The organism is Paraburkholderia sp. J69-1, assembly GCF_905220255.1.
Taxonomy (GTDB): Bacteria; Pseudomonadota; Gammaproteobacteria; order Burkholderiales; family Burkholderiaceae; genus Paraburkholderia.
This window is the reverse complement of record NZ_CAJMZG010000003.1, coordinates 236,755-250,605: the sequence shown is the minus strand read 5'-3', so window position 1 is coordinate 250,605 and position 13,851 is coordinate 236,755. Positions and strand designations below refer to the sequence as shown.

14 protein-coding genes are annotated in these 13,851 nt (G+C 62.6%); 9 read left to right on the top strand and 5 right to left on the bottom strand.

Annotation, left to right across the window (positions count from 1 at the left end; genetic code table 11):
* Positions 1-134 precede the first annotated feature (134 nt).
* Entirely contained in the window at positions 135-1,142 is a 1,008-nt protein-coding gene (gene pcaQ, locus U5A67_RS06820; RefSeq protein ID WP_321813474.1) for a pca operon transcription factor PcaQ, read from the top strand.
* Between the two features lie 24 nt (positions 1,143-1,166).
* Here pcaQ and U5A67_RS06815 read toward each other — a convergent pair whose 3' ends face one another.
* Positions 1,167-1,847: an XRE family transcriptional regulator gene (locus U5A67_RS06815; RefSeq protein WP_321813473.1), complete on the bottom strand. Its 681-nt coding sequence runs from the start codon at positions 1,845-1,847 to the stop codon at positions 1,167-1,169.
* 351 nt (positions 1,848-2,198) lie between these two features.
* On the opposite strand from U5A67_RS06815, the gene U5A67_RS06810 reads away from it, so the two are divergent.
* Together U5A67_RS06810 and U5A67_RS06805 are read left to right on the top strand one after the other, a co-directional pair.
* On the top strand, positions 2,199-2,402 hold the full coding sequence (locus tag U5A67_RS06810) for a DUF6900 domain-containing protein (protein ID WP_205982875.1): 204 nt from the start codon (positions 2,199-2,201) through the stop codon (positions 2,400-2,402).
* Between the two features lie 357 nt (positions 2,403-2,759).
* Positions 2,760-4,259 carry an aldehyde dehydrogenase family protein gene (locus U5A67_RS06805; protein ID WP_321813472.1) on the top strand — a complete coding sequence of 500 codons (1,500 nt, stop codon included), beginning with the start codon at positions 2,760-2,762 and terminating at the stop codon, positions 4,257-4,259.
* A 93-nt stretch (positions 4,260-4,352) separates the two neighbouring features.
* Here the strand turns inward: U5A67_RS06805 and U5A67_RS06800 are convergent, their stop codons facing one another.
* The 3 genes from U5A67_RS06800 to U5A67_RS06790 form a co-directional block, all read right to left on the bottom strand.
* The gene (locus tag U5A67_RS06800; RefSeq protein WP_205982873.1) at positions 4,353-4,859 is read right to left on the bottom strand and encodes a metal-dependent hydrolase; all 507 of its coding nucleotides are present in this window, start codon (positions 4,857-4,859) and stop codon (positions 4,353-4,355) included.
* Between the two features lie 151 nt (positions 4,860-5,010).
* Positions 5,011-5,364 (bottom strand): sugar ABC transporter ATPase, encoded by a 354-nt coding sequence (locus tag U5A67_RS06795; protein WP_321813471.1) that lies wholly within the window; start codon positions 5,362-5,364, stop codon positions 5,011-5,013.
* Positions 5,365-5,679: 315 nt separating this feature from the next.
* The gene (locus U5A67_RS06790; RefSeq protein ID WP_205982871.1) at positions 5,680-6,846 is read right to left on the bottom strand and encodes a porin; all 1,167 of its coding nucleotides are present in this window, start codon (positions 6,844-6,846) and stop codon (positions 5,680-5,682) included.
* A gap of 786 nt (positions 6,847-7,632) precedes the next feature.
* On the opposite strand from U5A67_RS06790, the gene U5A67_RS06785 reads away from it, so the two are divergent.
* Complete coding sequence (locus tag U5A67_RS06785; protein ID WP_205982870.1) at positions 7,633-8,157, top strand: hypothetical protein; 525 nt, start codon at positions 7,633-7,635, stop codon at positions 8,155-8,157.
* A gap of 42 nt (positions 8,158-8,199) precedes the next feature.
* Here the strand turns inward: U5A67_RS06785 and U5A67_RS06780 are convergent, their stop codons facing one another.
* A complete protein-coding gene (locus U5A67_RS06780) occupies positions 8,200-8,634 on the bottom strand; it encodes a hypothetical protein (RefSeq protein WP_205982869.1) in 435 nt (144 codons plus the stop codon).
* 298 nt (positions 8,635-8,932) lie between these two features.
* Here U5A67_RS06780 and U5A67_RS06775 point away from each other — a divergent pair, with 298 nt between their 5' ends.
* The 5 genes from U5A67_RS06775 (at position 8,933) to U5A67_RS06755 (ending at position 13,840) form a co-directional block, all read left to right on the top strand.
* The gene (locus tag U5A67_RS06775) at positions 8,933-9,634 is read left to right on the top strand and encodes a CDP-alcohol phosphatidyltransferase family protein (RefSeq protein ID WP_205982868.1); all 702 of its coding nucleotides are present in this window, start codon (positions 8,933-8,935) and stop codon (positions 9,632-9,634) included.
* The gene (locus U5A67_RS06770) at positions 9,631-10,470 is read left to right on the top strand and encodes a 2OG-Fe(II) oxygenase (protein ID WP_321813470.1); all 840 of its coding nucleotides are present in this window, start codon (positions 9,631-9,633) and stop codon (positions 10,468-10,470) included. The genes U5A67_RS06775 and U5A67_RS06770 overlap by 4 nt, the downstream gene beginning before the upstream one ends.
* Entirely contained in the window at positions 10,467-11,477 is a 1,011-nt protein-coding gene (locus U5A67_RS06765) for a flippase-like domain-containing protein (RefSeq protein ID WP_205982866.1), read from the top strand. Before U5A67_RS06770 ends, U5A67_RS06765 begins: the two co-directional genes overlap by 4 nt.
* A gap of 26 nt (positions 11,478-11,503) precedes the next feature.
* Positions 11,504-12,283, top strand: coding sequence for an NTP transferase domain-containing protein (locus U5A67_RS06760; RefSeq protein ID WP_205982865.1), 780 nt, complete (start codon positions 11,504-11,506; stop codon positions 12,281-12,283).
* Between the two features lie 153 nt (positions 12,284-12,436).
* A complete protein-coding gene (locus U5A67_RS06755) occupies positions 12,437-13,840 on the top strand; it encodes an MFS transporter (RefSeq protein ID WP_205982864.1) in 1,404 nt (467 codons plus the stop codon).
* Positions 13,841-13,851 lie beyond the last annotated feature (11 nt).

The window sequence follows — 13,851 nt, the reverse complement described above, 5'->3', positions numbered from 1 at the left end:
TCTCCTGGCAGGATTTGTGGGAAGAAGTTTATTGCAGCGTGGCCAACGGTCGCGGCCCGTGCATGACGCCACTTTATCCAATGCGAAAAGTTATGCAAAATGACGTTTTATCGCGTCTCGTATAACCAATCGTTATGCAAAATCGCCTCGCCGATTCCCGTGTCAAATTTCGCCATCTCCAGTGCTTTCTAGCGGTTGCGCAGTTCGGCAGCGTGCAGCAGGCGGCGGAGAGTCTGTCGATCACGCAGCCCGCTGTTTCCAAGACGATTGCCGAGCTCGAGGCGGCGCTCGGCGTGAAGCTGTTCGAGCGCGGACGGCACGGCGCGGTGCCCACGCGCGAAGGGCAGCTTTTCATGCCGCACGCGAGCGCGTGCGTGAGCGCGCTGCGTCAGGGTGTGGCGCTGCTGGCGCGCGAGGAAGGGGCCGTGGCTGCGACGCTCGATATCGGCGTGCTGCCGACCGTGGCGACCGCGATGTTGCCGGCCGCAATGCGGCGCTTCACGGTCGAGTGGCCGCGCGTCAGCGTGCGGTTGCTGACGGCCGCGAATGCGGAATTGCTGGAGCGGCTGAAGGCGGGCGCGATCAGCTTTGCGGTTGGGCGGCTTGCCGATCCCGAGCGGATGGTCGGCCTGAGTTTCGAACAGCTTTATAACGAACCGCTTGCCGTGGTGGTGCGCAAGGGCCATCCGCTCGTCGCGGACGCGGATGCAGGCACGGGCGCAGTCAGGCCGCTCGCACAATTCCCGACGCAATTTCCGCTGGTGCTGCCGCCGTTCGGCACCTTGATCCGCCAGGCCGCGGACAGTCTGCTGGCGGCCTGGGGCGCGCCGCCGCTGACCTCGTTTGTCGAGTTGCTGTCGGTGTCGGTGGGGCGTGCGCTCGCGCTGGAAAACGACGCGGTCTGGTTCGTGCCTTCGGGCGCGGTCGAATACGATCTGCGCGAGGGCACGCTGGTGCGCTTGCCGCTGCCGAGTGCCGGCGGCGAAGAACCGGTCGGCCTGATTCAGCGCACCGATACGCAGCCGAGCGCGGCTGGGCGCGCATTGATGGAGGCGGTGCGGCAGGCGACGCGCGAACGGGCGGGCACGCAGGCGCCGGTTGCGGCAAAGAAGGCGCGCTCGCGCGCTAAAAACAAGGCGTGATGCGCTGAACGTTGCGCTGTGCCGTCACGTTGCCGAAAGTTTCCTTTTGGAACGCGCCGGCTTTACGGCAGGCGCGGCCTGCAATGCCTGGGCCGCTTCGAGCGCGCCCGGAATCGATTCGCCGGTGGACATCCATAGCACCACGGCGTCTTCCTTGCTGGTGGAAACGGCGTAATGGCCTGTGCGGCTGTCGAAATACAAACTGTCGCCGGGTTCGAGGTCGGTGGGCGTGTAAAGCTCCGTGTGCAGGCAGACGCTGCCGCTGATCACGTAGATAAATTCCTCGCCTTCATGGCGCCCCCAGTCGTCGAATGCATCCACCGAATGTGCCGTGATGCGCACGAGAAACGGCAGCATGGCCTTGTGCGCGAGTTCCGTAGCCAGCAATTCCATCGAATAGCCGCGATACGCGTGCAGTTTGCCTGCGCCACGCCGCGTGAGCGCGCGACGGCCGCCGGCGTCGAGCTTTGGCGTGGAGCCGAACAGTTCGCCCAGATCGATCTTCAGACCCGCGACGATTTTTTGCAGCACGTCGAAAGTCGGCGACATCAGTCCGTTTTCGATCTTCGACAGCGTCGAGCGCGAGACGCCGCACACGCGGCTGGCGTGTTCGATGGTCAGGTCCTGAGCGAGGCGCGCGGCGCGGACGCGATGTCCGAGTTCCGCGGTCGACGAGGCGGCCGATTGCGTGAGCGTGGTGTCCATGATCGGTAAAAGGGAGGCGGGTGTTCTGGCACGTTTCCGATCATAGCAAAGCGCTGCTTTTCGGAAACCTCGGCCAAACGGCTAACCGGATGGCCAATGTTTGCTATCGCTTTGCAGCCGAACGGGCGAGCTGGCAGCGGCGAATAAGGATGTTTTGTCGCACCTGCGCCATTTATCGCCCTGAATTAACAATGCTTAAAGATTGCCGCGGATCTTGTCCTTGTCAGACTTGTCTTTCAATGCAGTAAGGATTTGAGTAGAGCCTCGATATGCGTCGAGGGGTCACGTGACGAACGGTAGGGTGGTCCTTACTATTGATTTAGATGATGAAGGTCAAGTCTGGAGAAGAAAATGCGCGACGAACGTCTTGAATTACTGTTAGCCATCTCGCGGAGAACGCTCGGAGTCGAGCGCTTCGAGTTGACGGGCAAGCAAACGGCCGACTACCACGTGGTCAGTTCGGATGACGTTGGCCGCGCGCTCGAATCCGCCTACGACGCAGGTCTGATAATCGGGCACCGCATGGGCCGCGCCGAGTGCGTGCAGGAGTCGTGAGCGGCTTCATGAGCGTCTTCATGAGAGGCGGATTGCCAGCGCAAGGCTGTAGCGCGCTGGCCGGTGTTTCCCGGTCGATAAGGGCTATCCGATGTATTGGATGGCCCTTTTGCATTCAGTGTGCGGTGTCGAGCGTCATTTTTTTCCTATCGGAAACTCGCTCGGCTGAGCAATGTTTCTCAAAGGAAACTTCTGCGTGGAGACGGGCTTTCCTGAAAAAATGGTGCCATCAAGCCGTGAAATGCCCGTCCGGCAGGCTTTATTGCGTTCGGCTTTCCCCGTCTTGCTGCACCATCTCGCCCCGTGTATAGTCGGCTGCATCACGTTTGTTTCTTATCGGAAATAAAAGGATCGGTCATGGACGCAACACGCATTCTTGCCGACCTCGGCATTTCAGAAGCAGCCAGGTCGGGTGACATCGAAGTGAGATCGCCGGTATCCGGCGAGTTGATCGGGCGGGTGGCCAGCCAGTCGGCGGCGGACGTCGACGCGGCGCTGACGCGCGCGCAGGAAGCCTTTCTCCAGTGGCGCAACGTACCCGCGCCGCGCCGCGGTGAACTGGTGCGGCTGCTGGGCGAGCGCCTGCGCGAACGCAAGGAAGCGCTCGGCAGCCTTGTCTCGCTGGAGGCGGGCAAGATCCTGCAGGAAGGGCTGGGCGAAGTGCAGGAAATGATCGACATCTGCGATTTCGCGGTTGGTCTTTCGCGGCAACTTTACGGCCTGACGATCGCATCCGAGCGCCCCGGCCATCGCATGGCCGAAAGCTGGCATCCGATGGGCGTGTGCGCCGTGATCTCGGCGTTCAATTTCCCGGTCGCCGTCTGGTCCTGGAACGCGGCGCTTGCGCTGGTTTGCGGCAATCCCGTGATCTGGAAGCCGTCAGAGAAAACGCCACTGACTGCGCTGGCCGTGCAGAAACTCATGAGCGAAGCGCTGAATGCGTTTGGCGACGCGCCCGATGGCCTGGTTTCGCTGGTGGTGGGCGGACGCGATGTCGGCGCGAAACTCGTGGCCGATCCGCGCGCCGCGATCGTGAGCGCGACCGGCAGCACGGAGATGGGCCGCGCGGTCGGCGTGACCGTGGCACAGCGCTTTGGCCGCTCGATTCTCGAACTCGGCGGCAATAATGCGGGCATCGTGACGCCCAGCGCCGACCGCGAACTCGCCTTGCGCGCGATTCTCTTTTCGGCGGTTGGCACGGCCGGGCAGCGCTGTACTTCGCTGCGCCGCCTGTTCGTGCACGAGAGCGTCTACGAGGCGACTGTCGAGCGCTTGAAGCAGCTTTACGCCAAGGTTCCGATCGGAAACCCGCTGGTGGCCGGCACCTTGATGGGGCCGCTGATCGATTCGCACGCGTTCGAGCGCATGCAATCGGCACTGCAGCAGGCGCGTACCGAAGGCGGTACGGTCACGGGCGGCGAGCGGGTTCAGGTTGAGGGACTGGCCAATGGCTATTACGTGCGCCCCGCGCTGGTGGAAATGCAGGCACAGAGCGCTATCGTCCTCAAGGAAACCTTCGCGCCGATTCTCTACGTCATGAAGTATCGCGACTTCAATGACGCCGTTGCCGCGAATAACGCTGCCGCGCACGGTTTGTCGTCTTGCGTGTTCACGACGGACCTGCGCGAGGCCGAGCGTTTCCTTTCGGCATCGGGCAGCGATTGCGGGATCGCCAACGTGAATATCGGGCCGAGCGGCGCGGAAATTGGCGGCGCGTTCGGCGGCGAGAAGGAAACCGGCGGCGGCCGCGAATCGGGCTCGGATGCGTGGAAGGGCTATATGCGGCGCGCGACTAACACGGTGAACTATTCGTCGGCGCTGCCGCTGGCGCAAGGCATCGACTTCTCGATCGACTGATCGACTAATTGGTGGAATGGAAGGATCGGGCAGGCGGCGCAAGCAGGCGCCGTCTGCCCGAAAGCTCAGTCAATTAGTTCGGATTGCAGATCGTCAGGCCAGCCGCCGGAGCGTCTCGAACGACCAGCTATGCGGCACGCCATGCACGGCGAAGAACCACGCGGCAACCCATGAAGCGCCGATCACGATGAGATCGCATCGTCCGCTGCGCCAGAGGTTCAGTGAATGACGGCGCGCGATCCAGGGCACGCCCAGCGGGTTCGGCCAGTCCGCGAACAGATGGATCAAGCCGCCGCAGGCGAAGCCGAATGCGGGCGCGGCGATCAGCCAATGCCCGAGTTCCCGGTACGAGCACAGCAGCAAGGCCACCCAGCCCACACCCCAATGCGTGATGGTGCGATGCGTGACCCAGAGCTTGCGCTTCTTTCTCCACCACGCGACTTCCAGCCAGTCGGGCGCCGTTCCGCCTGCTACACCGGCAACAAAAGCCAATGCGGCAGCGAGATGCCAGGGCGTATCCGCTCCCGCGTGCGTGATGATTGCAGCGGCGATGACACCGGCGGCCCAGCCGGTGGCGTGATGTGCGGACCCAGATGCCATGAAGCGTTGTCTTGCGAATTTCAAAGAGGGCGCAATCTTCGCAGATGTGACGGCATCATGACAGGGGCAAGACGCGAGAATTCATTTTGTCCGCTAAATAAAGGGCTTTTAGCGTTTTGGTTAGTTGCAACAGTTCTCGCGTGCGTTCACATCAGGTCGTGCAGCGCGCCACGTCGAAGCGCAATTCGGGTTCGGGCGGATCGTCCGATGTCGACGCGCCATGGGTCACACGAATCACCGATCCACTGCCGCTCGGGATGAGCGTGACCAGGTACGAGGCGTCCGAGCGCGAGCCCACGACGAGTTCCATGCTGTTGCCGTTACGCGATTCATGCACGCTGGACAGTCGATCTTCGAGGCAGTTCGCGATCGATGAAGGCGAGCGCGCCGACGACGCGTAAATCATGGTTTCGCCATTCGAGGCAGTGCTGGATGGCGACGATCCGCAAGCGGCAACGAGTGCGAGCGGGACGATGGCGATGAGGCGTTGCGAGAAGGTATTCATGAGCGGCGTGACGGGTGCGGGACAGGAGGCAACGCAGGCTGCGTTGCAGGACACGTGTGTTTATGAGTATACGCACGCGTTCATCGAAGCACGCTCATAGAGACGTAAAAAGATGCAACTGCGCGAGCGCTAGCGCGCATTCGATCGCGTGCCTGCGCGAACGTCAAAAGTTGCCGATACGAAACTGAAAGCACGGCGCGAAAGCACATCGAAAAAACGCCCGGCTGCTTGTGGCAACCGGGCGTCTTGCTGAAGGCTGACAAGCGCGGATCGCGCGCTTGTGTGATGACGCTTGTGCGATGACTTCGGGGCGCTTTAGAAGCGGTGACGCAGACCGACCGTCGCGGCGATCTGGTTGTTGGTCGTCGACGGCGAGAGCGTGTTGATCGCAGCGACGTTGGCGACGGCCTGGCCCGAACCGTTCACGCCCATCGAACCCGAAGCGTGCTGATACACGCCAGCGAGGTAGACGTCGGTGCGCTTGCTGAGCGAGTAGTCGGTGCCGACCATGACGGTGTGCCACTTCGGGCTCTGGTCGCCGCTGCCCGTGCCGGTCACGGTGCCGTCGGTGAACGTGTACGAACCGACGAGGGCGAGCGCTGGCGTCAGGTGATACGCGCCGTTGAGTTCGAAGTTGTCCATATGGAGATTCAGGCCGCTCACGCCAGCGAGCGTCGCGCCGCCGCTGGAGAGGCTTTGCAGACCGTCGATCTGCGAATGCGACCACACGAAGCCGACTTGCGCCGGGCCGTAGGTGTAGTTCGCGCCGGCGCCGAAGGTGCGTTGCTGACGTGCCGAGATATTCTGGTCAGCCGAAGCCGCGCCGCTCGTGTTGCCGCCCACGGTGCCCGAGTTGTTCAATTGCAGGTAGCCGGCCGCGACATTCAGCGGGCCGTTGCTGTACGACGCGCCCGCGCTCCAGGCGCGGCTGTTCGCGAAGCCGTCAGCCTGGTTCGAGAAGCCATACAGGCCGCCGAACTGCAGACCCGAGTAGTTCGCGCTCGAATACTTGACCGCGTTCTTGATCGAGAACGACTGGGCGAAGTTGTCGTTGTCGAACGGGTGACCGGCGAGGTTGTTGCCGAAGCCCGCGCCTGCTTCCGAGAGCGGCGCGAGGTACTGGTTCATCGAGTCGTACTGGCGACCGAGCGTGAGCGTGCCGTACTTGTCGCTTTGCAGACCGACATAGGCCTGGCGGTTGAAGCCGCTGTCGCCGTTCTTGTAGCCGCCGTTATTGAGATTGAAGCCGCTCTCCAACGTGAAGATCGCCTTCAGCCCGCCGCCGAGGTCTTCAGCGCCTTTCAGGCCGAAGTAGTTGTTCGACATTGCGCCGCTGCCTTGCGCCCACAGACTGTGGCCGCCCGCATTGTTGGCGTAGACGATACCGGCGTCGAGCGAGCCATACAGGGTCACGCTGCTTTGCGCATGAGCGCTCATTGCAAATGCACCGAGAACGCCAGCGAGGATAAGGGTTTTTTTCATGCTTTTAACTCCGGACAGTACTTGGGAATCTCACGAAAGCCGATTGTCTGGCAATGAATTTCGTGGTCTGACGATTCGAGGGAAAGTGTATTCCGGCAATCGTCGTGATTCGTTTTGTCCCGCACAACAATTCTTTCTGGAAATTGTAATAACCAGATTAATACCTCTAAGTATTTGTCGATAAAGGTATTTTTCTTAATCGTGAGATATGCGACAAAATGTGACAAGGCCGATTTTGTTGCGCATGTGCGACGTACCCGGGAGGCTTGAGCCACGGCGCATTGCGGGGATTGCACGATTTTCGTGCGATATTTACGTCGAAATCTGAAAGGTACTGTTCCAGATTATGCGATCTAAAGGTGGGGTGCGCGGCGGTACAATTCGTTTGCCCCTTTGACCAAGGGTGGTCTTTTTTCATCTGTTTTTCGCGGCCCTCGGGCCGCGTTTTTTTTGCCTGTCGCTTAAAATCATTATTAGTTCAATGCGCGGCGTGAAAGACAGTGTTGCCAAAAACGAAATGAGTCATATTGACGCGCGAACAACCGCGTCTGCGATTACGGTTGAGAAATTGAAAGCATTTTGATTGGCAAGTGAATGGCACGCATTATCGGCGTATCGGCTTATGTATTTTGCCGATTATTACGCGGCAGCCGATTGCGGCCCGGATGACACCGGTGTCTATCGTCGCGAGCGGACGGTCCGACCGCCGCCCTGGCGCTTGCGGGTAAAATCCTGCCCCTGTCCGCAAAAAAGCGGGCAGATCCGCAGAACCCGATGGAACCCGCCATGACCGATGCTTCTCCCGCCGACTTCCCCGATGACGCCCACGATCCGACCGCCGAAGGGGAGGCCGAAGTGATTCAGGACCCGCGCCTGTGGCACAAGGACGGCTGGATGGCGCGCGTGATCAAGAACGAAGACGACGACGGCTGGGCGGTCCAGATGATCAAGGACGGCGAGCCCGAGCCCGCGCTGGTCGGACCCTGGACGATGGGCCGCGACAAGAAGAATCCGAAGCCGCTCGATACGTCGGCGTTCAACACGCTGGTGAAGACCGCTTCGGAAGTGCTGCGCCGTCACGAACAGCAGTTGCATGCGCTGCTGCACAAGCGCATCGGCCTGCGTACCGACGATGGCGATATCGACGTCACGCTCGATATCGTGCCCGACGAATATGAGCCCTATGCCATGCTCACGGCACTCGACGCTTACGGCGAACAGATCGCGCAGGTGCGCGTCGCGCCCAACTTCAAGTTGACCAAGGCGCGCGCGCAATCGTGGGCCGAAGGCGGTTTCGGCCGTATCGAATAACGGTTCTGCGACGTTTCCTGCAAGGGCTCTGAAGCCGCCGCTTTATTCCTGTTTGCAGAAAATGGCCGTCAGCAGCGGCCCGGCGTGATGGACGATGGCGGTGTTGCCGGCGGCGTCGAGCGCTGCCTGCACCCTGGCCTGCGTCGCGACCACCACCGCGCCATAGGCCGAACGGCCGATGGGCTTGCCGTCGCCGGTCTTGAAAAGCGGGTCGTCCTGCTGGAAGCCCACGATCGCGAACACGCTGAAGCCGTAAGCGGTCAGATGCTGGCCGTGCGCGGGCCAGAAAGCGTTGATCGAATTGCTCTCGACGCGCATGGGCTTTTCGTCGATCAGCTTCTGGTCGATCAGTCCCGAAATGAAATCGTGCGCCGACTCCTTGCAGGTCAGCGATTCGTCGAGGGCGGCCGCGTGGCCGGTCATCGGCACGAAAGGCAGCGCCGCAAGCAGCAGGGCAGCGAGGGAAAAGCGTTTCATCGAATGTCTGGCGATTGGGCCAAATTGGAGCAACGCCGATGCAGCATGGGCGTGCGCAACCGGGGCCGATGCGAAAGGGCTGCACTGTACGCGGGTTTGCGCGAGCGTGCTCGCGGCAAAGCACGCCGCAGCCCGCTGCGATTTCCGGCCGCGCGCTTCACCGCAACACCGCGCCACATTCCGCGCCAGGCCGTGTCAGGCAAGGAAAGCCAACCGTCCTCTTGCGAATCAATAATTTACACGCAAGTATGTTAGGCGCGAAAGCGTACTAAGACGCCTTACACTATACTTCCCGGTTATGACTGGAAAAGACCAACCTGTTAACCCGGCGCCCCGTGTGGTGCCGCTGCCGCGCACGTGGGATGCTCGCGCGGCGCGCTGGCTCGTGACACCGCTTGTCTCCACCCGCGTTACCCCCAATCATCTGACTACGCTGCGCCTGCTGATCGGCGTCGCCGGTGCTTTTTATCTGGCGCGCGGCGATTTTCTGCACGTCAATATTGGCGCCTTTCTGATCGTTCTGTCGAATTTCGTTGATCACACCGACGGCGAACTCGCGCGTATCAGCGGCAAAACCAGCCGTATCGGCCATTTCTACGATCTCGCGGCCGATGCCGCCACGACCATCCTGCTGTTTTTCGGCATGGGTTATGGCCTGGGCGTTGCGTCCGCTGGAACGGCTGCGGCCGAATGGCACGTGCCGCCGGCCGTGCTCGGCGGTATCGCCGGCGTGGCGGTCGCGGTAATCTTCTTCCTTCGCATGCGTATCGAGGAAATGGCGGGCAAGTCCGGCACGCAGCAGGCTTTCGTCGGCGGTTTCGAGACGGAAGACGTGCTGTATCTGTTGCCGCTTGTCACGCTCACCGGAATCGCATCGCCGTTTGTGTTGGCCGCCTCGATCGGCGCGCCGCTGTTCGCGGCTTATGTGGTGCTCGATTACTGGCGCGTGACGCGCCGTGCGGCCGGCAAGGAAACCAGTCAGGTTTGGATCAGCAGATGAGTGTGCAAGCAGAACAAGAACAGGCCGCAACGGGCGATGCGCGCATGGCGGATGGCCAGCATGCCTTTGCGGATGCGGTGCCCGACGCCGCCATTGGCCGCGCGCTAGGCGGCCTCGACTCGACGCAACTTCGCGACGAGTATGTGAATCAGGGCTCGTTCCTGTATCTCTCCGACTTTCTGCCCGCGGACGCCACGCAGCGGCTCATCGACGCCGCCAACGCGCTGATGCCCGAGGTCAATCGCAATTTCATTCCCGGCCACAAGGCGGGCGGCAGTGTGAGCCGTCACACGATCGACCGTCTGCAGCCGTATATCGCCGAGCTTTACCGCTCGCCCAAGCTGCTGGCCTGGCTCGAAAAGATCACCGGCGACAAACTCCAGCTTTCGCCCGAAGACGATCCGCACGCTTACGCGCTGTATTACTACACGCGCGCGGGCGATCACATCGGCTGGCATTACGACACCTCGTATTACGACGGCCGCCGTTATACGGTGCTGCTGGGCGTGATCGACGACTCGTCGTGCATTCTCGATTATGAGTTGCACACGCGCGATGAAAACAAGGCCGACGAACCGGGCGCCGTGCAATATCCGCCGGGCGCGCTGGTGCTGTTCGACGGCGACAAGCTGCGCCATCGCGTGACGGCCAGCCGCGAAGGCGAGGTACGCGTTTCGCTCACGTTCGAATACGTGACCAACCCGAACATGCGTCCGTGGCGCCGTTTCATCTCGAACATGAAGGACGCGATTGCGTACTTCGGCTTCCGCCAGGTGTTCCGCAAGGCGCTGCAGTCCGCCACCGGCGGCGCGCGCAAGACCGGAGAGCGGGCGTGAGCCGTGTTGCCATCCTGCTGCTGTCTATCGGCACGGCACTGTTTATCGCGCTGCTGGCGTGGCAGGGTCTCGGCTCGATCACGAGCACGCTGGCGGCTGCCGGCTGGGGACTCGCGCTCGTCGCGGCGTTCCACGTCGTTCCGCTCGCACTGGACGCCGGCGCGATTGCGGTGATGTTCAGGAAGGGCGAGCGCGTCGATCAACGCGACGCGCTGCTCGCGCGCTGGAGCGGCGAGTCCGTCAACAGCCTGCTGCCGGCCGGCCAGATCGGCGGCCCGGTGGCGATGGTGCGTCAGCTTGCGCAGCGCGGCATGGCCATGCGCGACGCGGCAGCGGCCATCACGGTCAGCACGACGTTGCAGGCCGTGGCGCAGATCGTCTTCGCGGTGTTCGGCATCGCGCTCTTTTCCGCTTACGCCGCCAATGGCGCGCCGCGCGATCTCGGCGTGGCCGCGATCATCGCCACGGTCGTGCTCGGCGGCATGATCGCCCTGTTTTACGTGGCGCAGCGCCGTGGCCTGTTCGGCCGTTTGCTGCGCCTCGCGGCGAAGGTGTTCGGCAAGCGCGACTGGTCGTCGCTTGCCACGCGCGCCGACGCCATCGACGTAGCCGTCAAGGAGCTCTACAACGAACGCGGCCGCGCGGCGGCCAGCTTCGCGCTGAGCCTCGCGGGCTGGCTCGTCGGCACGGCGGAAGTGTGGCTCGCGCTGCATTTCCTCGGCCATCCGGTCGGCTGGATCGACGCGCTGCTGCTGGAAAGCATCGGCCAGGCGATCCGCGGCGCGGCGTTCGCCATTCCCGGTTCGCTCGGCGTCCAGGAAGGCGGCTATTTGCTGCTCGCGCCGCTCGTCGGCCTGCCGCCCGAGGCGGCACTCGCGCTCTCGCTCACCAAGCGCGCGCGCGAAATCGTGCTCGGTTTGCCGGGCCTTCTGTATCTGCATTTCAGCGAACGTAGCTGGCAACGCCGGCGCGCTCCGCGCGTCCCCGCTGTCGAAATCGCCGATTGACCTTTTTCTCCCAAGGAACGTTGCGCATGCGCGCCATCATTCTCGCGGCAGGCCTTGGCCTGCGCCTTCAGCAACGAGCTGGAGAACAGTTTCCGAAATGTCTGCTGCAATTCGAGGGCGTGTCGCTGCTCGAACGTCACCTGCAGATGCTCGAATCGGCGGGCGTTACCGAAGTCGTGCTCGCGCTCGGCTTCCAGCCTGAACTGGTCGAGGCCGAACTCAAGCGCATCGGCTGGCCGCACAAGGTCGAAGTGGTGATGAACCCGCGTTTCGATCTGGGCAGCGTGCTGACGGTGCATCGCACCGCCGAAGCCATGACGCGCGGCGGCGACGTGCTGCTGATGGACGCCGATGTGCTGTACGACGAGCGCGTGTTCGCGCCGCTGGTGGCAGGCGAGGCGCCGGCCAACCGTCTGCTGATCGACCGCGATTTCGAAGCCGGCGACGAGCCGGTGAAGTTGTGCCTGCGTGACGGCGTGCCCGTCGAGCTGCGCAAGCAGCTGGCCGTGGGCCTGCAGTACGACACCATCGGCGAATCGGTGGGCTTTTTCCGCCTGAACGAAGCGACGGCGAAGCGCTTCGCGCAGATCGTCGAAGGTTATGTCGATACCGGCCGCGCGAACCTGCCGCACGAAGAAGCGCTGCGCGATCTGCTGCTCGAACGCGGCGCGGAATTCGAAACGGCCGATGTCACGGGCGCACCGTGGATCGAGATCGACTTCCCGAACGACGTGACGCGCGCCGCCGAACAGGTGCTGCCGCAACTCACGCCGGTCGCGAGCCGCATGAAGCAGATCGCCGGGTAATCGCACTGCGTTGATGAGCGAAAAGGCCACCGTCAACGGTGGCTTTTTTGTTTCTGCGCGCCGCTCCATCTGTTGCCGGCCGCCCGCTTTCCGCAACACAGTGCCATAATGGCAGCTTTACGCCATCAGCCACGCTGATCGTCGTTCCTGCCCATGCCACTTGCCCTCGGCGCTTTCATCGTTCCGCTCATTGTCGCGTGCTCGATGTTCATGGAGAACGTGGACGCGACGGTCATCGTCACTTCGCTGCCCGCGCTGGCCCGCGATCTCGGCCAGGACCCCATTACGCTCAAGCTGGCCGTCACGAGTTATGTGATCGGCCTGGGCGTGTTCATTCCGATCTGCGGCTGGGTGGCCGACCGCTTCGGTTCGCGCAATGTGTTCCGCACGGCCATCGGCATCTTTATGGCGGGATCGCTGTTGTGCGCGGCGTCGCGTTCGCTGGAGATGTTCGTGGCCGCGCGCTTCGTGCAAGGCATCGGCGGCGCGATGATGGTGCCGGTGGGCCGCATCATCATCTTCCGTTCGCTGCCGAAGTCGGACTTCATTCGCGCAGTCAATTATCTGACTGTGCCCGCGCTGCTCGGGCCGGTCGTGGGGCCGCCGCTCGGCGGCTTTATCACCACGTATCTGCACTGGCGGCTGATTTTCTTCGTCAACATTCCGATTGGCGTGCTGGGTATCTGGCTCGCGAACCGGCATATCGCCAACATGCACGAAGAGCATCCCGGGCCGCTCGACTGGCTGGGTTTTCTGCTCTCGGCGGGCGGCGCATCGCTCTTCATGCTCGGGCTTTCGCTGGTGGGCGGCGAGCTGGTTTCCAATACGAAAGCCGTGACGATGTGCGTGATCGGCGCGCTTTTGCTGGCGGCGTACTGGTTCTACGCGCAGCGCGCCGAGCGGCCTGTTCTCGATCTGAAATTTTTGCGTATCCCGAGTTTCAACGCGAGCGTGGCCGGTGGCTCGCTGTTTCGCATCGGACTCGGCGCGGTGCCGTTCCTGTTGCCGCTCGCGCTGCAGGAAGGGCTGGGCATGACGGCGTTCGCTTCAGGGGCGATCACGTGCGCGTCCGCGTTCGGCTCGATCTTCATGAAGGCGATCGTGTCGCGCGTGCTCGGACGCTTTGGCTTTCGCAAGACGCTGATCGTGAACGCCGCGGTGGCGGGCGCGGCCATCGCCATTTACGGCGCGTTTTCGCCGGGCACGCCGGTGTGGCTCATCTGGTTCATCGTGCTGGCGGGCGGCATCTTTCCGTCGCTGCAATTCACGGGCCTCAATTCGCTGGCTTATGCCGATATCCCCACGAAAGACATCGGCCGCGCGACCAGTGTGGCCAGCGTGATCCAGCAAGTGTCGCTCGGCCTGGGCGTGACGATCGCGGGTATCGTGCTGCAAGTTTCGCATCGGATACAAGGGCATGCGAGCATCGTCTGGACCGACTTCTGGCCGGCGTTTCTGGTAGTCGGGCTGTTCTCGGTGGCGTCGATTCCCGTCACGATGCGTTTGCCCGCCAATGCAGGCGATGAAATCGCACGCGGGCGGCGCGGGCAGACTTGAACGCAGATGTT